The organism is Methylobacterium sp. Leaf112 (assembly GCF_001423295.1).
Classification (GTDB): Bacteria; Pseudomonadota; Alphaproteobacteria; order Rhizobiales; family Beijerinckiaceae; genus Methylobacterium.
In genome coordinates this window covers 24396-43693 of the sequence record NZ_LMNG01000010.1, presented here as the reverse complement: position 1 = coordinate 43693, position 19298 = coordinate 24396, and the positions used below count along the sequence as shown (strand labels likewise).

At 70.8% G+C, this 19298-nt stretch carries 19 protein-coding genes; 7 read left to right on the top strand and 12 right to left on the bottom strand.

Features of this window, described 5'->3' with window-relative positions; genetic code table 11:
* Positions 1-12: 12 nt before the first annotated feature.
* Positions 13-444 (bottom strand): flagellar basal body rod protein FlgB, encoded by a 432-nt coding sequence (gene flgB / locus ASF52_RS06235; RefSeq protein WP_056169410.1) that lies wholly within the window; start codon positions 442-444, stop codon positions 13-15.
* A 233-nt stretch (positions 445-677) separates the two neighbouring features.
* Here flgB and ASF52_RS06230 point away from each other — a divergent pair, with 233 nt between their 5' ends.
* Together ASF52_RS06230 and fliP are read left to right on the top strand one after the other, a co-directional pair.
* The gene (locus ASF52_RS06230; RefSeq protein WP_056169335.1) at positions 678-2114 is read left to right on the top strand and encodes a hypothetical protein; all 1437 of its coding nucleotides are present in this window, start codon (positions 678-680) and stop codon (positions 2112-2114) included.
* Between the two features lie 106 nt (positions 2115-2220).
* Positions 2221-2964: a flagellar type III secretion system pore protein FliP gene (gene fliP, locus ASF52_RS06225; RefSeq protein ID WP_056169332.1), complete on the top strand. Its 744-nt coding sequence runs from the start codon at positions 2221-2223 to the stop codon at positions 2962-2964.
* A 63-nt stretch (positions 2965-3027) separates the two neighbouring features.
* On the opposite strand, the gene ASF52_RS06220 is transcribed toward fliP, so the two are convergent.
* The 7 genes from ASF52_RS06220 to fliL all read right to left on the bottom strand — a co-directional run bounded on the left by ASF52_RS06220 (position 3028) and on the right by fliL (position 11096).
* Positions 3028-6387 (bottom strand): hypothetical protein, encoded by a 3360-nt coding sequence (locus tag ASF52_RS06220; protein WP_056169329.1) that lies wholly within the window; start codon positions 6385-6387, stop codon positions 3028-3030.
* A gap of 121 nt (positions 6388-6508) precedes the next feature.
* Positions 6509-6919, bottom strand: coding sequence for a hypothetical protein (locus ASF52_RS06215; protein WP_056169326.1), 411 nt, complete (start codon positions 6917-6919; stop codon positions 6509-6511).
* Positions 6920-7041: 122 nt separating this feature from the next.
* A complete protein-coding gene (locus tag ASF52_RS06210) occupies positions 7042-7740 on the bottom strand; it encodes an invasion associated locus B family protein (protein ID WP_244473719.1) in 699 nt (232 codons plus the stop codon).
* A 161-nt stretch (positions 7741-7901) separates the two neighbouring features.
* A complete protein-coding gene (locus ASF52_RS06205) occupies positions 7902-8807 on the bottom strand; it encodes a MotE family protein (RefSeq protein WP_244473718.1) in 906 nt (301 codons plus the stop codon).
* Positions 8804-9352, bottom strand: a complete 549-nt coding sequence (locus ASF52_RS06200; RefSeq protein ID WP_056169323.1) for a DUF6468 domain-containing protein — start codon at positions 9350-9352, stop codon at positions 8804-8806. The genes ASF52_RS06205 and ASF52_RS06200 overlap by 4 nt, the downstream gene beginning before the upstream one ends.
* 7 nt (positions 9353-9359) lie before the next feature.
* Positions 9360-10565, bottom strand: a complete 1206-nt coding sequence (gene fliM, locus ASF52_RS06195; RefSeq protein WP_056169321.1) for a flagellar motor switch protein FliM — start codon at positions 10563-10565, stop codon at positions 9360-9362.
* 36 nt (positions 10566-10601) lie between these two features.
* Positions 10602-11096 carry a flagellar basal body-associated protein FliL gene (gene fliL / locus ASF52_RS06190; protein WP_056169319.1) on the bottom strand — a complete coding sequence of 165 codons (495 nt, stop codon included), beginning with the start codon at positions 11094-11096 and terminating at the stop codon, positions 10602-10604.
* A 273-nt stretch (positions 11097-11369) separates the two neighbouring features.
* Between fliL and flgF the strand changes: the two genes are divergently transcribed.
* The 4 genes from flgF to flgH are packed head-to-tail and all read left to right on the top strand — an operon-like array spanning position 11370 to position 14766.
* Entirely contained in the window at positions 11370-12110 is a 741-nt protein-coding gene (gene flgF / locus ASF52_RS06185) for a flagellar basal-body rod protein FlgF (RefSeq protein ID WP_056169315.1), read from the top strand.
* 12 nt (positions 12111-12122) lie between these two features.
* Entirely contained in the window at positions 12123-12914 is a 792-nt protein-coding gene (gene flgG, locus ASF52_RS06180; protein WP_056169314.1) for a flagellar basal-body rod protein FlgG, read from the top strand.
* Between the two features lie 17 nt (positions 12915-12931).
* A complete protein-coding gene (gene flgA, locus ASF52_RS06175; RefSeq protein WP_056169400.1) occupies positions 12932-13984 on the top strand; it encodes a flagellar basal body P-ring formation chaperone FlgA in 1053 nt (350 codons plus the stop codon).
* Between the two features lie 35 nt (positions 13985-14019).
* Positions 14020-14766, top strand: coding sequence for a flagellar basal body L-ring protein FlgH (flgH, locus tag ASF52_RS06170; protein WP_056169311.1), 747 nt, complete (start codon positions 14020-14022; stop codon positions 14764-14766).
* A gap of 57 nt (positions 14767-14823) precedes the next feature.
* Here the strand turns inward: flgH and ASF52_RS22925 are convergent, their stop codons facing one another.
* The 4 genes from ASF52_RS22925 to ASF52_RS06155 all read right to left on the bottom strand — a co-directional run bounded on the left by ASF52_RS22925 (position 14824) and on the right by ASF52_RS06155 (position 17804).
* Positions 14824-15000 (bottom strand): hypothetical protein, encoded by a 177-nt coding sequence (locus tag ASF52_RS22925; RefSeq protein WP_200918727.1) that lies wholly within the window; start codon positions 14998-15000, stop codon positions 14824-14826.
* Positions 15001-15208: 208 nt separating this feature from the next.
* Positions 15209-15628, bottom strand: coding sequence for an RNA polymerase-binding protein DksA (gene dksA / locus ASF52_RS06165; RefSeq protein WP_056169307.1), 420 nt, complete (start codon positions 15626-15628; stop codon positions 15209-15211).
* 266 nt (positions 15629-15894) lie between these two features.
* Positions 15895-17259: an MBOAT family O-acyltransferase gene (locus tag ASF52_RS06160; protein ID WP_056169304.1), complete on the bottom strand. Its 1365-nt coding sequence runs from the start codon at positions 17257-17259 to the stop codon at positions 15895-15897.
* Positions 17260-17378: 119 nt separating this feature from the next.
* On the bottom strand, positions 17379-17804 hold the full coding sequence (locus ASF52_RS06155; protein ID WP_056169302.1) for a flagellar assembly protein FliX: 426 nt from the start codon (positions 17802-17804) through the stop codon (positions 17379-17381).
* A 332-nt stretch (positions 17805-18136) separates the two neighbouring features.
* Here ASF52_RS06155 and ASF52_RS06150 point away from each other — a divergent pair, with 332 nt between their 5' ends.
* Complete coding sequence (locus ASF52_RS06150) at positions 18137-19279, top strand: flagellar basal body P-ring protein FlgI (protein WP_156398854.1); 1143 nt, start codon at positions 18137-18139, stop codon at positions 19277-19279.
* Positions 19280-19298 lie beyond the last annotated feature (19 nt).

Below are 19298 nucleotides of genomic sequence, written 5' to 3'. Positions count from 1 at the left end.
TCGGCGGGTCGGTCAGCGCTTGCCGATGGCGATCTTCAGTGTCTCGAGGCTCTTCTGGTACATGGACGAGGCCAAGCCGTAGCTGCCCTGGTTGTCGGCGGCCTTGATCATCTCCTCCTCGAGATTCACACCGTTTCCGCTCGGCCTGATCTCGAAGCCCCGGACCCGGCGCGGATCGGCGCCTGGCCCCTCCCCCATCCCGGCGAGGGCGATATGCGCCGGGCTCGTCACCGCGAGGCTGCCCCCCGACGCGCCCACGGGTTGGGTCATCGCCAGGGTACCGCCGCCAGTGCCGCGACCGAGATCGGGGTTCGCCAGATCACGCGGCTTGAACCCCGGCATGTCGGCGTTGGCGACGTTCTCGGCCAGGATCTTCTGGCGGGTCTGGTGCCACTGCATCCGGGTGCGCAGCATGCCGAGGGTGGGCAGGTCGGTGACGGACACGGTGCGATCTCCAGCGACCGCGCCCGGTTGGAATTGCCGGGCGATGGGCAAAATCTGCCGTGCCCATGGTTAACGCCGCGTTAAGATCCTGCGCCGGCGGAACAGTCGGCCGCCGCATCAACAGCCTGTTAACGAAGTCTTAACGTTGTTGCCCCGGCTCGGCGCGGGCGTGATAGTGCTTCCACCAGCGTTGCGTCGGGCCGGTGGCCCCTAAAAAGCGAGAGACCCCGGTCTTGTCTTCGTTCTTCAGTTCAGACGGCTCCTCGACGATCCAGTTCGCGATCATCTTCATCGTGATCTTCGCGGTGCTGGCCGCCGTGGTGTTCGCCTTCCGCCGCCTGACCGGCCGGGGCCACGCCCTCTCGACGAAACTCGGTGCGCGGGGACGCCAGCCGCGCCTCGGCATCGTCGACATCTACGAACTCGACCGGCAGCGTCAGCTCATCCTGCTGCGGCGGGACAACGTCGAGCACCTGCTCCTCGTGGGCGGCCCCAACGACGTGGTGATCGAGCGCAACATCTCGCGCGGCGTCGGCGCGCGGCTCGGCACCGACGAGGCGGCCCGCCGGGAGCCCGAGCTGGAATCCGAGGCGGAGCCCGCCGCCTCCCTCGAGCCGCCCCGGTTCCAGCCGGCCTTCGAACCGGCGTTCGAGATGCCGGTGGTGGTGGCCCCGCCCCTGCCCGGCTCGACCACCCGCCCGGCGAGCGTCGGCCGCCCCCTCGACCTCTCTGCGCCCGACACGGCGGACATCTTCGTGCCGGAGGCGCCGCGCGCGCCCGAGCCGACCCGTTCCCCAGAACCGAGTTTTGCCGCCGAGACGGCTCGCATCCGCGAACCGGCCACCGAGCCGGCGCCCCGCACCGACCCCCCCGCGTCGCGCCCGGCCCGTCGCCTGCCGCCCTCCCTCGCCAACCTCGTGCCCGGCGCGGCCAAGCGTGCCCAGGCCGCCGAGGAGGCGTCCCGCCCCGATCCCGAGCCGATTCCTGAAGTTCGCCCCGAGGCGCCGGTGCCGCAGCGCAGCTTCGACGCGGCCATCCTCTCCGACATGGCCCGCCAGCTCGAACAGGCCGTGCGCCGCCCGTCTCCCGCCGCGGCGCCCCCGCGCCTGCCCGAGCCGAACCGCGAACCCGTGCCGGCGCCGCCCGCGCCGACCTTCGTGGTCGCCCCGGAGCCGGCTCCGATCCCCGCGCCCGCGCCCGTGATGATGGCGGAGCCTCGGGCGCAACCCGAGGCGGTGTTCACCCCCGTCGCCGCCGTCGCCGAACCGGCCGCCGCCCCCACCTTCGCGGAGCCCCGGCCGGCCGAGCCCGACGCCGTCGACCCGATCGCCGCCGCCATGGCCGCGACCGCCGAGGCGCCCGAGCCCGATGCGGGGCAGGCCGACGACCTGTTCGAAGCCCCCCGACCCGCCGCCCCCGTGACCGAGCCGGACCGTTCCGGACTAGACCGTTCTGGACTCGACATGGACCGTTCCGCGCCGCCCCCCGACGGACCGGTGGCGCCACCCCTCGCGCCGGAGCCCCCGCCGCCGACGCCCGAGCCGGTCAAGCCCGATCCGGTCAAGCCTACGCCGACGAAGGCCGCTCCGGCACCGAACCCGTTCTCCGTCGAGGAGATCGAGGCCGAATTCGCCCGGCTGCTCGGCCGCCCCCTCGACAAGAAGAGCTGACCGCCGGGCCCGCTTCGGTCATGACACCGACAGGTTTGCGGTGGAGGACGCGACGTTCCGGGGAATCGCATCGCGCGGCGCCCCGCCAGATCCCTGCGGAACCAAGATGATCCGATCCAATCGCCGCGCCGTCGCGCTCGCCGCGACGGCGCTCGGCCTGACCCTGGTGGCGGGCGCGGCCACGGCACAGAGCCTCTCCGTGGATCTCGGCGCCGGCGGCGTCACCGAGCGCGCGCTGCAGCTCGTCGCCCTCATCACGGTCCTGGCGCTTGCGCCCTCGGTCCTCGTGATGGCGACCTCGTTCACCCGGATCGTGGTGGTGTTCTCGATCCTGCGCTCGGCGCTGGGCACCCAGAGCGCGCCGCCCAACGCCGTGGTCACGAGCCTCGCGCTTTTCCTCACGGCCTTCGTCATGGCCCCCGTCGGGCGGGAAGCCTACCGCACCGGGATCGAGCCCCTCATCGCCGGTCAGATCACCCAGAGCGTCGCGTTCGAGCGCGCCTCGGCGCCGTTCAAGGCGTTCATGCTGAAGAACGTCCGGGAGAAGGATCTCAAGCTGTTCCTCGACATGGCGAAGGTGCCGGTCCCGTCCGGCCCGGAGGCCATCGGCCTCGAGATCGTCACCCCGGCCTTCATGATCTCGGAGCTCCGGCGGGCCTTCGAGATCGGCTTTCTCCTGTTCATCCCGTTCCTGATCATCGATCTCGTGGTGGCGTCGATCCTCATGGCGGTGGGCATGATGATGGTGCCGCCCGCCACGGTGGCCCTGCCGTTCAAGCTGATCTTCTTCGTCCTCGTCGACGGCTGGACCCTGGTGGCCGGGTCCCTGGTGCAGAGCTACGGCACCTGAAAAAGCCGCGCGACGGAGAAGACTTGCCTCGCGGCTCGGCGCCGGTCAGCCCGGCGGTCCCGATCAGCCGGGCGGGGTTGCCGGTCCCTGCGCATCGGCGCGGGCCTCGCCCTCGCGCTTGCCCCGCTCGGGCACGGCGGCGTCGGGATAGCGCTTGCGGTATTCCGTGAGGAAGGATCGCAGGGTCTCGGCACTCGTGGCCTTCTGGGCGATCTCGCGGAAACCCGCCGTGCGCACGGCATTGGGCTGGGTCAGCAGGGCGAAGGTGCGCGCGTCGATGCTGTCCGCCATCGGGTCGGCGAACTTCGCCCGCAGGCGTTCCAGGCTCAGGGTTTCGCCGGCCAGCCCGTACGCGATGGCGGCGCGTAGGACGTCGGTCCGCTCCTTGTCGTCCAGGGGGGCCCGTTGGCGCCAGGCCTCGCTCACCAGGGTCTCGTGCGCCTCGCCGGCCTCGCGCCAGCGCCGTCCGGTCCACAGGATGTCGGCCCGCAGGCGCGCCGCATCGGCCCCCGGCTCGCCCTCGATGGTCTCCAGGGCGAGGTCCGTCCGCGACAGGTCGGACAGGGCGCGTGCCCGGAGGAGCGCGCGGGCCCGGCGCAGATCCTCCGGCAGTTCGGGCAGATAGGTCGCGTCGAGGACCTGGAGCGCGGCCAGCGGCTTTTCGTCCATGAGCCGGATGGTGGCGAGCCGCGCGGCCACCTCGGCGCGGGCCGGACCGGCGAGGCGGTGGTCCACCTGATGCTGCAGCAGGTCCCCGGCGGAGTCGAGGAGGTCGAGTTCCACCAGGCGATCCGAGAGGCGGCGCACGATCTCGTCGCCCCGCCGACCGATCGGGGCGTAGTCCTTGAAGTCGAAGTACAGCGCCAGGGCCTCGACGCCGGACAGGTTCGCGCCGCGCTCGCCCAGATAGAGCTCGTCGAAGAGGGCCAGGGCCGAATCGTGCAGGGCGCGGGCGATGGGCGACTGGCCGCGCAGGGCGTCGGCCCGGCGCGCGGCCGTGAAGGCCTGACGCCAGCGCCCGGCCTCCTTGTAGAGATTGGCGAGGGCCGCGATCGCCCGGGTTTCGATCTCGTCGCCGTGCCAGGTGAGCGACAGGGTCTCGATCCGGTCGATGGCCTCGGTGAGCGGCAGCTTGGCCGAGGCATGGGCCAGGATGGCGGCGCGCAACGCGGCATCCGCCGCGACGGGGCCGTCCCCCGCTTCCGCGAGGCGGCGGTAGCTCTCCAGGGCGACGGTGGTGCGGCCCGTGACCTCGTCGATGCGGGCGCGCAGGAGTGCGAGCCGATCGCGCAGCGGCCGCTCCGGAAAGCGCGCCCCCGCCAGGGTGATGTGGCGGCTCGCCGAGTCCCAGTCGCCCGCCTCGATGGCCGCTTCGGCGGCCGCGCTGCGCAGGAGGATCTGCAGATCGTCGGGGTACCGTTCGAGGATGCCGGCGGTCTCCCGGAACGCCCCGTCGGCCTTGGCCCACTGGCCCGCGAGGGCGTCGAGGTAGCCCTGCCACAGGCGCACTTCCGGATCGGATTTCAGGCCGTCGCTCTCCAGAATGCGCCGTGCCTCGCCCGTGTGGCCCATGCGGGCGGCCGCGATGGCGATGAGAAGCGAGACATCGCGCTGGCCGGCCAGCACCGGATCCTCCGCCACCGCGACCTTGAGGACGCCGTAAGCCTCGATCGAGAGGCCGTTCGCGAGGAAACTCCTGGCCAGGGTCAGGCGCAGGGGGCCGCGGGCGACGCGGGACGCCTCCGTCACCGCTTCGAGCTGGTGGCGCAGGAGCTCCCGAACGTCACCCCGGCGCGAGGCCTCCCAGGGGCCGCGATCGACGGCGAGATCGGCGACGGCCGCCAGCGGTGCATCGGTGGCCCGCGCGACGCCCGACACGGCCAGGCCGGAATCCCGGCCGATGGAGACACCGTCGAGGTCCGGCCTGACCAGCAGATCGTCCGCCTGCGCCAGGACGGCGATGCCCTGCCGGCTCGGCAGCAACTCGAAATCGACGAAGGCCTGACGCTTCGCGATGCCGGCGGGCTTCGGACCGTGACCGGTGACGACGCCGATGCGTTCTCCGTCGAGGTCGAGCCAGGTGGCACCGCCGGGGCTGGGCAGCTTCACCCCGACGCCGAGGCGCCCGTTCGCCCCCGCATTCCGAACCGCCGATAGGGATTCGCTCGCCGCGAGATCCGTGCCCGCCACGAGTTCCCAGCCCGTCGGAGCCTCGGTGGGGCCGACCGGAACGAGGTCGAGCAGACGCTCGCGCGGGACGGGGAACCGCAGGGTGACGAAACCACCCGTTCGCACGGGCGGCCCCAGGGGCGTCAGGATCGGATCGCCCGATGGAACGCTCACGGGGGCCGGCGTCTCGAACACGAGGGTGGCGATGCCCGCCCGCTCGAACAGGGCCGCGGCCGGCATCCGCTCGAAGGGGAACACCAACCCGGGGCCGGCGGGACGGATCACGGCCGCTCGCGCCACGGCGGCCGGCGGCTTTGCCGACGCGCCTGCGACCGGCTGCACCGGAGCGGTCGCGGGCGCGCCGGAGGACGGGTTGGGCTCAACCGCCGCGGTCTTGACGTCGGCCGTGGGGTCCGCCGCGCGGGCCTCGGACGGCTTCGTCTCCCGGGCCTTGGGGATCAGATCGAGGGTGACGCCGTCGGCGTCGCGCGTATGGGTGACCTCGTACCCGTCCGCGGGAGTCACCAGCAGACGGGCGCCCGCCGTATCCCCCTCCACGGACAGGGCCGCCACCGCGGGCTTCAGACGTCCGCGCGTCGCGGTGTCGTCGATCCGCCATGCGCCGGGCAGGTCGAGGCGCGTGGCCGCGCCGTCGCGCTCGAACCGCGCCGTCGCGGATTCGGGCAGACGCAGGCTGAGGCGCATGAAGTTGGGGCGAAGGGCCAGTTCCAGGGGCAGCCGGACGGGCTCGGGCGGCTTCGGACGGGCAGCGCGCAGGGCGGCCTCGGCGGCCTGGGTCCGGGCGAACAGCTCGGCCACGATCTCGGGCGGCAGGGGGGGCGGCAGACCGGCCCAGTCGAGGGGCAGGAGATCGATGAACGTCGTCTCGCCCGCGCTCTGCACGTTGACGCGATAGGGCCGTTGCAGGGCGAGCCGCAGGCCGGCCCCGTCGGGATCCCGCCGGACCACGGACACGTAGTCCGGCATCTGCGCGGCGAGGCGTTCCGCGAAGGCGGGACTGCGCTCCGAGAAGGTGATGACGAGAACCGCCCCCGAAATCCGGGCCTTGACCGTGACGGCGGTGTCGAAGCTCAGGGCGATACGGCCGTAGCGCTCGGCCTGCGTGCCGGCAGCCGATGTCAGGCGCCCTGCATCGGCGGGTCCGCACAGGACCAGACCGGCGAGGATCGACGCCGCGGCGAGGCCGGCCAGGGGCCGACGCCGTCGAGTCGCGATACCGGCACCCAGACCCATCGCAGAATTCGCCAAACCCGAGGGGCACCCGACTCGCACCGCGAGACGGGCGCCATACGCCACACCGTCCTGGTACTCTCTCAGGCCAGGGCTAACGTGGGCTTAAAAGCCGGGCGCGGCGCTACTGTGCCGCCCGCTTGACGACGAGCCCGGGGATCGTCGTCCCGGCCGGACCGAAATTGGCCTCGGCCCGGGTGCAGTTCGCGGGCGTGTCCTTGGTGTAGACCTCGGTGTAGGTGCGCGACCGCAACAGGAGGTCGCCGGCCGAGAGGTCTTCCAGGGTCACCCCGAGGCTAGAGACCACGGTCTTGAAGCGGGCGTAGTCGGGCTGCAGGTCCGGACACGCATTCTGCACGAAGTACAGGAGCCCGGAGAGTTTGGCGGCGCTGTTGCGCTGGCGTTCGGCCTTCGTTTCCGGAGGCCTGTTCTCCGGTGCGGCGGCATCGGGTGGCGGGGCGTCCGGTGTCGTCTGGGCGAGGGCGGGCGCGGTCGCCAGGGCGGCGAACACGCAGGCGGTCAGAACGGACTTCATGGGCGTTTCCTCGTGAGTGTGACCGAGCCGATGGTCTCGTCGGGCGCGGATTTTTGTTGCGCTTGGCTCTCGGTCGGTTCGTCGGCGGTGCCGGCGCGCGCCGGATCACCACCGCATCGGTGTCAGCCCGCCAACGCGGCGGCGCGGGCCAGGGCGGGACCGAAGCCCCCGAGGGGCACGGTGATGACCACCGGTTCCTTGGCGTCCGGCCGCGTGGCCGTGACCGTCAGGGCCTTGGCCGTTTTCATCGTGTCCGTCGCGAGGGTCGGGAAGCTGACGGGGACGATGCAGCCTTCCTGACTGCAGCTCAGATAGGGCGCACCCTGTCCGAGAACCGCCTCGTCGAGCTTGAACTGGACGCCGCCCTCGATGTTGACCCCGAGCGGCATCAGAATCAGTCCGGCGGCACGGCCCTCGGCGGGCGAGCGCAGTTCGATGGCGAAGGAGCGGCGTCCATCCGTCTTCGACCCTTGGGCCTGCATCAGCGTGCAGGTCGACGGCCCGGCGCCTTCCCGGGCGCAGACGACGGTCCAGTCGCCGTAGACCTCGCTGACCGAACTCGCGCCGGCCGGCCAGACGGCCGTGGACGCCGTCGTGGCGGGCGCCGTCGTGGCGGGAGCCGGTTTGGCCGCAGGCGCGGGCTTGGCCGCCGGGGCGGGCTTCGGTTTCGGCTTTGCTTTCGGCGCCGTCACGGCGGGCGCCTCCGGCTCGCCCTCGTCCTGAGCGAAGGTCTGCGTGGTCAGGAAGGGCAGGAGTGCGAGCGACAGGGACAGGCCGAACAGCGCGGCGGTCTGCGGGCGGAACGGATAGAGCGGCGACAAGCTGGGCCTCCAGGGATGCGTCTCGAGCGTGTGCGACGCCACTCCCGCGAAAGCCCGCCCTCCGATTGACGGCGGGCGGTGCCGTATGGTGGCATCCGAGCCTGCCGCCTAACCCCGACGCCCGGCGCGCGCAACCATAAGGATGGTCTGAGACCCAAGCGTCAGCGCTTCGGTTCCACCCGGCCGGAAGGCTCGATGGCCTGCAGCTCGTTGGGGCCGAGGCCGGCGACCACCGGGGCCTGTGCCGGCGCCATGCCGCGGGCGCGGTTGGCGAGGGCGACGGTGAGTTTCTCCGCCGGCTCCGACTGCATCAGGGCGAGAACCTCCGCCATCTTGCGCGGGTTCATCGCCAGCACGATGGGCACCAGCACCTCCAGGGTGAGACGGTCGAACACCCGGGCGGCGTCCTTGGGCTTCATCGTCTCGTACATGGTGACGATGTTCTTCAGCGCCGCCTTCTCCGCCTCCGCCCGCTGGGTCGCGCCGCCCTCCGCGCTGCCTTCACCCTGTTTCAGGGCATCGATGCCGGTTTCGAGCTTGCGCTCGGCCGTGCCGATCAGCTGCTCGCGCAGATCGAGGGCATCGCTGCGCTGCTTGAGCGTCTCACGGCGCGTCGACAGGCGTTCGAGGATCGCGCGCTCGGATTCCGGCATCGCTTCCGGAGGCGGTGGGGGCCGGGTCGGTGCCTTCGTGGGCTCGGCGGCCGGCTTTTCCGGTTCCTTGGGCGTCACGGAGCCGGTGGTGGCCGGATCCGACGGCTCGTACCCCGTGCGTGCCTTGGAGAGAACACGGGCGAAGTCCGGCAGGGGCGCACCCGGCACCGGCTTCGCATCCTCGACCGTCAGCGCGGCGAGCTTCAGCACCAGAAGGCCGACGGCCGCGAGGGTGACGGCATCGACGAGCCGAAGCCTGATCGGGCGCGGCTGCGGAAAGCGAAGCCGCAGGCTCGGCTTCCCCGCCGAACCGGGCTTCTTGGCCGATCCAGGCTGCTTGGCCGGACCGGGCTTCTTGGCCGGACCGGGCTGCTTGGCCTGACTGGGAATCCGGGTCGGCACCGGCGTCGTCATGCGGCCTTGCTCCGCAGGCGGCCGAGGGCCCGCTCCGACATGGCGAGGGCGGCGGCGGCGGCGGCGCCGAGGCGTTCACCGTTGGGGCTCGCCGGAACTTCCGCGGGCGTACGGGTTTGCGGCGGGACGATCTGCGGATGGGGCCGGACGGCCGTGTCGGCCATGGGCGGTGCCCTGAGGGTGCTCGCCTGGGTTCGACCCGCGCCGGTTTGCCCTCCCCCGGCTTGGGCGACGATGGCCGAGATCCGGCCGATGACCGCTTCGCCGGCCGCGACGTGGGTCGACAGGTCGGCGGCGTAACGCTCGGCGGTGGCGAGGCGGTCGGCCAGGGTCCGATCGCATTCGTCGAGGGTCGCCCGCAAGCCCGCGACGGCACGCTCGGCGGTGGTGCTGGCGACCATCAGTTCGCCGATGGTCTGCCGCATGCCGGCCTCGTCGGCCTTCATGCGCGCGATGCGTCGGCTGAGGCGGATACAGGACACGATGGTCGCGACGAGCAGGATGGCCACGAGAACGTCGGCCGTCAGGGTGACGAGGAGACTCATGGTGGGCTCACCCGTCGTTGCGGTTGTTCATGGAGGCTTCGAAGGCCTGGAACGTGGTGCGTGACCGGCGCAGCGGCCGGGTCAACTGCACGGCGATACTGTCGTCGACCCTGCCGATGCGGCCCTGCGTCAGGGCCCAGTCCCCGCAGCGCACGGAGATGAGGTCGGAGGGCTTGGTGTCGAACATCAGGGTGTCGCCGACCTTGAGGGACAGCACCTTCTTCAGGGGCAGCATCGTTTCGTGCAGCACCGCCTCCATGGTCGCGTCCGCCTGCCAGATCTCCGTGGCGAGATGGCTTTCCCAGACGTGGTCGCGGCCGAGCTTCTCGCCCATGAAGCTCTGCATGAGCAGTTCACGGATCGGCTCGATGGTGGCGTAGGGGAACAGGATCTGAAGCAGGCCGCCGCGCCCGTCCATGTCGAGCTTGAGGCTGATCAGGATCGCGGCGTTGGCCGGGCGGGTGATGGTGGCGAAGCGCGGGTTGGTCTCGATCCGGTCGATGGCGAAGCGCACGGGGGAGAGCGGCTGGAACGAGAGTTCGAGGTCGCTGAGGATGATCTCCACGAGGCGGCGGACGAGCTGCATCTCGATGGTGGTGAAGGGCCTGCCGTCGAGGCGCGTCGAGGTGCCGCCGCGCTTGCCGCCCAGCAGCAGGTCCATCGTCGAGTAGGCGAGGTTCGATTCGACGGTGACGAGGCCGGAATTCTCCCACGCGTCGGCCCGGAACACGCCCAGAAGCGTCGGGAGGGGGATGGCGTTGAGGTAATCGCCGAAGCGCACCGAGGTGATGTTGTCGAGGGTCACCTCGACGTTGTCCTGGAAGAAATTGCGCAGGCTCGTCGACAGCAACCGGATCATCCGGTCGAAGACGATCTCCAGCATCGGCAGGCGTTCGTACTGGACGACACCCGAATCCACGATGGCGCGCACGCCGCCGGCGCCCGAGGCCGACAGCTCGCGCAGGGAGAACCCTAGGACGCCGTCGATCTCATCCTGGTTCAGGATGCGGTCGTTGCCGGCGAGTTCGGGAAGATTGTCGGTCTCCCCGTCCTCGATCATCGTCGCCCATTCGGCGGCGACGTCGCTCGCATGCGTCGTGGTGCCCTGCTCGGCCAGCGCCGCGCCCCACTCGTCGGCCAGGGACGTATCGCCCCCGGCCTCGTTTTGGGCAATGAGGGCTGCGGCCCAGTCGTCCTCGTCGGCGTCGGCCATGGGAGTCCCGAATGCGGTGGTGGAAGGAGGCCGAAACTACTGGACGATCACGTCCTTGAAGAGCACCGCCTCGGCCCGTGCCGGATGGATCGCCACGTTGACCCGCCGCAGCAATTCCTCGCGCAGGCGGTACAGGCCGGCCGAACCGGCGAGGTCGCTCGCGCGCAACTCGCGCATGTAGACCTGGAAGGCGTCCTCGATGCGCGGCATCAGCGGCTTCACTTCCTGCTCGACCTTGGCGTCCTTGAGCTCGATGGAGATCTTGATCTTGGCAAAGCGCGCCTTGTCCTGACCGGCCTCGCTCGACAGGTTGACCATCATCTCCCGCACGTCGAGGAAGACGATCGGGGCCTTGACCTCTACCGCGGTCGCCGCGTGCGCGTCGCCGGCCTTCTTCTTCATGACGAAGACGCCGCCGCCGCCGAGGGCGAGCAGCGCCACCGCGCCGATGATGATGAGCTTCTTCTTCGAACCGGCCGGAGGCGCGCCCTCCTCACCGTCCACGGCGGCCTTTGTCGGCTTCTTCGCCATCGATCCTGCCCTGACTGGAACGCCGCCGTCCTCGAGTCCCGCGTCAACGTGAAACTCCTGGTGTCGAGATATCGGCCCGCAGGGTTAACGGGTCGTTAAGGCGGCAAAAGCTGCCGGGTCGGACTTGCCGCGAGGACGGGGGACGGCTCGACCGGCCCGGTCGGGCATATCGGACAACTCTTTGTTTTCGTTCGGCAAAAAATGGTAGCGCCGGCTGGCACGCCGCGTGCGGACTGGTTCGATCAATACCGCTCGTCGCAGTTGGATCGTGTCATGCAGAACGCAATGTTCGTGGGGGTCTCGAGCCAGGTCGCGCTTCAGCGCGAGCTGGAGGTGATCGCCAACAACATGGCCAACGTCTCGACCAACGGCTTCAAGGCCCGCAACTCGCGGTTCCAGGAATACCTGATGCCGGTGGCGAGCGCGGACTCGTTCCCGAAGCCGGATCGGCGCGTGTCCTACGTCATCGACCAGGGCACGGCCCTCGATCTCGGTCAGGGCCCCATCGAGCAGACCGGAAACCCCCTCCACGTCGCCGTCCGGGGCGAAGCCTTCCTCGTCGTGCGGACGCCGGCCGGCGACCGCTTCACCCGCAACGGCGCCTTCGAGACCGACCCCCAGGGCAACCTCGTGACCAGCGACGGCTATCCCGTGCAGGGCGATGGCGGGCCGATCCAGATCGGCCCCCAGGAAACCGGCCTCGCCATCGGCCCCGACGGAACGGTCTCGACCAACCTCGGCATCCGCGGGCGGGTGCGCCTCGTGACGTTCGCGAACCCGCAGGCGCTGACCAACGAAGGCGCGAACCTCTACGCCTCCACGGCCGCGCCGACGGCCGCAGGGCTCGCCGGCCGCGTCGAGTCGGGGGCCCTGGAGCGCTCCAACGTCAAGCCGGTCATCGAGATGACGCGGCTGATGGACGTCAACCGGACCTACTCCATGGTGTCGGGCGTGATCTCGCGCCTCGATGAACTGCGCGGCACGGCGATCCGCCGCCTCGCCGAAGTCGCCTGAGGATCAGCACACATGCGCGCGCTCTACGCTGCCGCCACCGGCATGGCGGCCCAGGAACTCAACGTCCAGGTCATCTCCAACAATATCGCCAACCTTCGGACCACCGGCTACAAGCGTCAGCAGCCGCATTTCCAGGATCTGCTGTACCAGAACCTGCGCCGGGCCGGTTCCTCGACGTCGGACCAGAACACCCAACTGCCGGCGGGCCTCGCCATCGGCTCGGGCGTGAAGACCACCTCGACGGCCCGGGTGATGTCGCAGGGCACCCTGACCTCGACGCAGAAGGACTACGACGTCGCCATCCGGGGCGAGGGCATGTTCCGCGTCACCATGCCGGACGGGCGCACCGCCTACACCCGCGACGGCTCGTTCGACCTCTCGGCGCAGGGCCAGCTCGTCACCCGCGACGGCTATCTCGTCGATCCCGGCATCACGGTGCCGAACAACGCCACCTCCGTGACCATCAGCGCCCAGGGGGCGGTGCAGGCGACGGTGCCGGGCCAGACGGCGCCGCAGGCGCTCGGGCAGTTTCAGCTGGCGCGGTTCGTCAACAAGGTCGGCCTCGAATCCATCGGCGACAACCTGTTCATCGAGACCGCGGCGTCGGGCCCGGCCATCGCGGCTGCGCCGGGCGCGGAAGGCTTCGGCAATCTCCAGCAGAGCTACCTCGAGGAAGCCAACGTCAACGCGGTGACGGAGATCTCGTCCCTGATCGCGGCGCAGCGGGCCTACGAGATGAACTCCAAGGTCGTGACCGCCGCCGACCAGATGATGTCCACCACCTCGCAGATGTTCCGCGGTTGATCGGGAGCGCCATCAAGATGTACGCCCTGAGATACGTTTCCCCGACCCTTCGGCCCCGCGTCTCGCCGGTCAATCCGGCGATGGTGGCCCGCGCCCTGTTCGCGCTCCTGGCATTCGGACTGCTCACCCTCCCGGTTCTGGCGGAGGGCCCGGCGCAGCGCCTTCGCCTGCGCGGCGACGTCACGGCGCGCGGCGACGTGCTGACGCTGGGCGATCTCGTGGAGGGGGCGAGCGCCGATCTTTCGGTGCGCCCGCTGTTCCGTGCGCCGTCCCTCGGGGGGCACGGCACCATCCAGGCCCGGCGCATCGCCGAGGCCGTCGCGGCCCTCGGGCTCGGCGAGATCGAGACGGGCGGGCGCGTCCAGGTCGCGGTCCAGCGCGCCGCCCGGCGCGTCGCCCAACCGGAGATCGAGGCCGCCCTGAAGCGGTCCCTCGAGACCGCTTACGGCCTCGACGGCCGCACCGTGGCGATCCGTCTCGATGGCGACGCGCCGGTGCTGCTCGCCCCCGTCGACCTCGACGGACAGGCCTCGGCCGTCGATCTCACCTACGATCCGCGGTCCCGGCGCCTCGCCGCCCTGGTGACGCTCGGCGACCGCCAGGCTTCGCTCCGGGTCACCGGCCTCGTCATGGAGATTCGCGAGGTGGTGGTCATCGGGCGCCAGCTCAACCGGGGCGAGGCCGTCACGCCGGCCGACTTCACCGTCGAGCGGCGGCCGAAGGAAGCGGTGCCGACGGACGCCCGGACGGGCGCGACGGACCTGCCCGGACAGGTGGCGCAGCGGGGCTTGAGCGCGGGCGCGATCCTGCGCGGCGGCGATGTCGCGCCGCCCGACCTCGTCGCACGCGGCGAAGCCGTCACCATCGTGTTCGACGCGCCGGGCCTCGCCCTGTCCCTCCGGGGCCAGGCCAACGAGAGCGGCCGCCTCGGTGCCGCGATCACCGTGACCAACCCGGTCTCCAAGAAGGTGCTGCCCGCCACCGTGATCGGGCCGGGGCGCGTCTCCGTCGGCCCGGCGCCGGCGCCGATCCAGCGCCAGGCCAACGCCGCCCTCGACGGCACCCGTTGATCCTCCCCCTTCGAATCGCCTCAGGCACGGTCCCGATGACCCACCGCGTTCGCCCCGCCCTCGCCGTCGCGCTCCTGTGCACGGGTCTGACCGCCTGCAACACCGCCGATCGGCTGTCGCAGATCGGCGCCACCCCGGCCCTGTCGGCCATCGAGGACCCGACGGCGCAGGCCGGCTACAAGCCCGTGCGGTTGCCGATGCCGGAGGTCCAGCCGGTCTCCTACGCGCCGAACTCCCTGTGGCGCACGGGATCGCGGGCGTTCTTCAAGGATCAGCGCGCGGCCCGCATCGGCGACCTCGTGACCGTGAAGGTCAACGTCACCGACCGGGCCAACCTGAACAACGAGACCAAGCGCTCGCGCTCCAACGCGGAGGGGTTCGGCCTGCCCAACGCCTTCGGCCTGGAGAAGAACCCCGCGGTGGCGGCCGCCGGCATCGCCGCCGACAAGCTCCTCGACGCGACCTCGACCACGTCGAGCGACGGAACCGGCTCGGTTCAGCGCAACGAGACCGTCACCACCAGCATTGCCGCCATCGTCACGCAGATCCTGCCGAACGGCAATCTCGTGGTGGAGGGCAAGCAGGAGATCCGCATCAACTTCGAGGTGCGCGAACTCATCATCGCCGGCGTGGTCCGCCCGGAAGACATCGAATCCGACAACACCATCGAGTCGACCAAGATCGCCCAGGCGCGCATCGCCTATGGCGGCCGCGGCCAGATCACCGACGTGCAGCAGCCCCGCTACGGCCAGCAGATCGTCGACGTGCTGCTGCCGTTCTGACGCGGTCCCGGACGGCACCGCGAACCCTCGCCCGGGGACGATCGTCCCCGGGGAAATCTAGTGCTCCGTGCCGGGCCGGTTCGGGCGCGGCGCCTCGCCGTGGGTCTTCGTGAAGGCGGAGCGTTCCGGGTCGTTCTTCTTGGCGGCGACGCGGGCGCGCTGCCACAGGGCGACACCGATGACGATGCCGAGGGTCGCGAGGGCGAGGACGAGGATGAGAACTTCATTGTTCACGGCGTTGGCTCCCTGACGATAGTGTTATCGTGGGGAAGCCGAACCGTGGTCCCAAGGTTCCGCGAACGGCGCCCGGCATCCGACCAAGTCGACGCCAGTCTTCGACGCCGAGGCCGCCGCCGCTCATCCGAATTGGCGCCGAACGGCGCCGGCCCGCACCGGATCGGGTTCGGCCGCGGCCTTCGTCCCGATCTTGTGCCCGGCGACCTCAATCGTCCCGGTAGACCCGCTCGCGCCGCTCGTGGCGCTCCTGGGCTTCCAGGGATAGGGTGGCGATGGGGCGGGCGTCGAGGCGCTTCAGGGAGATCGGTTCGCCGGTCTCCTCGCAATAGCCGTAGGAGCGGTCCTCGATGCGAGCAAGGGCGGCGTCGATCTTGCCCGTGAGCTTGCGCTGGCGGTCCCGGGCCCGCAGCTCGATGGCCCGGTCGGTCTCCGACGAGGCCCGGTCGGCGAGGTCTGGATGGTTCTCGTTCTCGCTCTGGAGGGCGACGAGGGTGTCCTGGGCCTCGCGCATGATGTCGGATTTCCAGCCGAGAAGCTTACGCCGGAAATATTCACGCTGCCGATCGTTCATGAACGGCTCGCTCTCACTGGGTACGTAGCCGTCCTCGAGTGTGATCTTCGCCATTCGCGCCCCTCGCAAGTCTGTCGCGGCCAGTTTGCGGCGATATTTTGCGTCGCTATAATGCAGGGATCGGTCCACGACAACGCGCCGATACCACAGGCGGGCCGGTTCGTAACAGGCATCCGCGCCCTGCGGCAAACACGCAACGGATGTACGGCGTGCCGATGCACCCGGGCCCGCTGCCCGACCGACCGGGATACCCGCGTTTCGCGGGCGCCGCCTTACGAAATTCCCCGCAGAACGGCCGACCGGCGCCGGTCCCGAAGTGCTCAGAACTGGAAGTAGATGAAGGCGTAGTTCGCGTCCTCGCCGATCCGCAGGAGCAGGGCGACGAACAGCAGGCCGAAGCCGAGCGCCGCGAACCGGGTCGGCGGCGTGCGCTGGACGACGCTCCAGGCCGTGGGGCCGAGGCAGGCGATGGCGGCGGCCGGCGCCAGGGTGCGCCACGGCAGGCCGGTGCCGAGGGGCGCGTGCCCGACGAGGCCGTCGAAGATGTGCACGGCGCTCGGGAAATCGGGCGCGCGGAACAGGACCCAGGTCGCCGCGACGAAGCCGAAGGTGAGGAGCCGGCCGAGCGGCACCGGCATGGGCAGGCCGCCACGCCGCCACAGCAGGCCAAGGGCGAGGCCGATCCCGTGCGCGAGGCCCCAGGCCACGAAGGTGAGGCCGGCGCCGTGCCAGAGGCCGCCCAGGGTCATGGTGGCGAGGAGCGCGAGAATCTGGCGGGCGAGGCCGTGCCGGTTTCCGCCGAGCGGAACGTAGAGGTAGTCGCGCAGGAAGCGCGACAGGGTCATGTGCCACCGCCGCCAGAAATCCTGCAGGGACGTCGCCCGGTAGGGCGCGTCGAAATTCTGAGGCAGGATCACGCCGAACATCAGGCCGAGGCCGAGCGCCATGTCGGTGTAGCCGGAGAAGTCGAAGTAGATCTGGAAGGTGAAGCCCAGGGTCGCCTGCCACGCCTGCGCCACCGTCACGCCGGCGCCGCCCGCCGCCAGTTCGAAGACCGGATTGACGACCTGGGCCAGGGGGTCGCCGAAATAGACCTTCTTGGCGAGGCCGATGCAGAGCAGCATCACCCCCTGTCCGAAGCGCTCCGGCGCCACCGGTCCACGCTCGGCGAACTGAGGCATCACCTCGCGCCAGCGCACGAGGGGCCCGGCCAGCACCTGCGGGAAGAACGCGATGTAGAGGGCGTAGTCGCGAAGGCCGTAGGCGGGCGCCCGGCCGGCCCGGAGGTCGGCGAGATACATGCAGTGGTGGAAGGTGAAGAACGAGATGCCGAGGGGCAGGGCGAGGCCGACGGGGGGAAGCGCGAGGCCCGGCACCCAGGCGACGAGTCCGGCGAGAAAATCGAGGTACTTGAACACCGCCAGCGCCGCGAGGTTCGCCGCGATGGCGATCGGGATCAGCCCGCGCGGGCGGCCGCGGAGATACGCCCGGGCCACCAGCCAGTTGGCTCCGATGGACACGGCGATGAGCGGCACGAAGCGCGGGTCCCACCAGCCGTAGAACACGAACGAGAGCAGGAGCAGGCAGTCGGGCCGCAGGGACGGGCGCCACCGCAGCACGAGGCCGTGGAGCGCGAGGGCGACGGGCAGGAAGCCGAGCAGGAAGATCGTCGAGTTGAACAGCATGCGCGCCGGGTCACGGGTGCGACGGATCGCGACCCGTCCGCGTGTCCGGGGCCGGGAACGGCTCGGCTTGTCGGGGATCGTGGCGGGGGCGTCAATGTCGGGGCGCGTTCAGGACCGGATCAGGCCGCTTCGCGCGCCTGAAGCTTGGCCAGTTCCACCGCCGCCCGCAATTCGATGTCGGCGATGAGGCCGTCGAGGCGGGGGTCGCCGCTCTCGCCCGAGCGCTGGGCGAGGCGACCCGCGATGGCCTGGAGATCGCGGGTCGAGACCCGGCCCATGATGAGGGAGGCCTTCAGGCGGTCGAGGCCGTCGAGGAGGTCGTGGCCGCGCCGGGTCGCGCGGCGGCGGCGCTCCTCCGGCGTATCGGAATTGGTCTGGAGGGTGAGGATCGCATCGAGGCCGGCGAGGGACGAAGCTGGCGTCGCCGCGGCGCTGGTCGCTGTCGCCGGCGCCTGCCCGAGGGCGAAGGCCGGGCCTGCCTCGGTCCGGCGCGGTGCGGTGGCGCCCCCCGCGGCGGCGGCGGCGAATCGGGGGTCGATGCGCATGGGGGACGACCGTTCCGTATCCGCGCGGCCGGTTCCATCCGCTCCCTAGCCGCGCGGCGCCGGGGGACGGCCGATTCGGGCCCCCGCTCGCGCGGCCCCGGGATCGGTACGAGGCGGCAGAATCCGGCCGGATTGGTTAACCGCGGGTAAAGCCCCCGGCAGATCCTGCCGGGTCGGCACGAAGGACGGTGGCCGCGTCCGTCCCGGCGCCGGACCTCCTCAGAAAAATTCGTTCAAAAACAGGGGTTTGCCGGAACGGTCGGTTTGGCACGCTCCTGGCAGATTGGCTCCCAAGACCGCGCCCTCCATCGAAACGCACCATGCGCATTCAGATGCCCCGCTCGACGTTCCGCTTCGCCTGGCGCTCCATCGCTCGCTGCCTCCTGGCGCTGGCCTGCGCCGGGCTGACGGCGGCCCCGGACCGGGCCTTCGCCCTGTCGCGGGTGAAGGACATGGCGAGCATCGAGGGCGTGCGCCAGAACCAACTCGTGGGTTACGGAATCGTGGTCGGCCTCAACGGGACCGGCGACACCCTGAACAACATCCCGTTCACCCGGCAATCCCTGCAATCGATGCTGGAGCGCCTCGGCGTCAACACCCGCGGCGCCACCATGCGGACCCAGAATCTCGCGGCCGTGATGGTGACGGCGAGCCTTCCGCCCTTCGCCACGCAGGGCAACCGCATCGACATCACGGTGTCGTCGCTGGGCGATGCGAAGTCGCTCCAGGGCGGAACCCTGCTGGTGACGCCGCTCCTTGGCGCCGACGGCGAGGTCTACGCCCTGGCCCAGGGGTCGGTGGCCATCGCGGGCTTCTCGGCCGAGGGCGACGCCGCCAAGATCACCCGGGGCGTCCCCACCAACGGCCGGGTGCCCAACGGGGCGATGATCGAGCGCGAGATGGCGTTCAAGATGAACGACATGCGCTCCCTGCGCCTGTCCCTGCGAAACCCCGACTTCACCACCTCGAAGCGGATCGCGGCCGCCATCAACGACTTCATGGGCGCCGACACCGCCGAGCCCACGGACCCCGCCACCGTCACCCTGCAGATCCCGCCGAAGTACAACGGCAACATGATCCGCCTCGTCACCGAGATCGAGCAGCTCAAGGTCGAGCCCGACCAGACGGCGCGGGTCATCGTCGACGAGCGCTCGGGCATCATCGTCATGGGCCGCGACGTCCGGGTCTCCACCGTCGCCATCGCACAGGGCAACCTCACGGTGACCATCACCGAGCAGCCGCAGGTGAGCCAGCCCGCCCCCCTGTCCAACGGCCAGACCACGGTGGTGCCGCGCACGGGCGTGAAGGTCGATACCGGGGAGGGCAACAAGCTCGCCCTGGTCAAGGAGGGCGTGACCCTGCGCGAACTCGTCGACGGGCTCAACGCGCTCGGCGTCGGCCCCCGCGACCTCATCTCGATCCTCCAGGCGATCAAGGCCGCCGGGGCCCTGCAGGCCGACATAGAGGTGATGTGATGCGCTCTTCCCCCTCCCC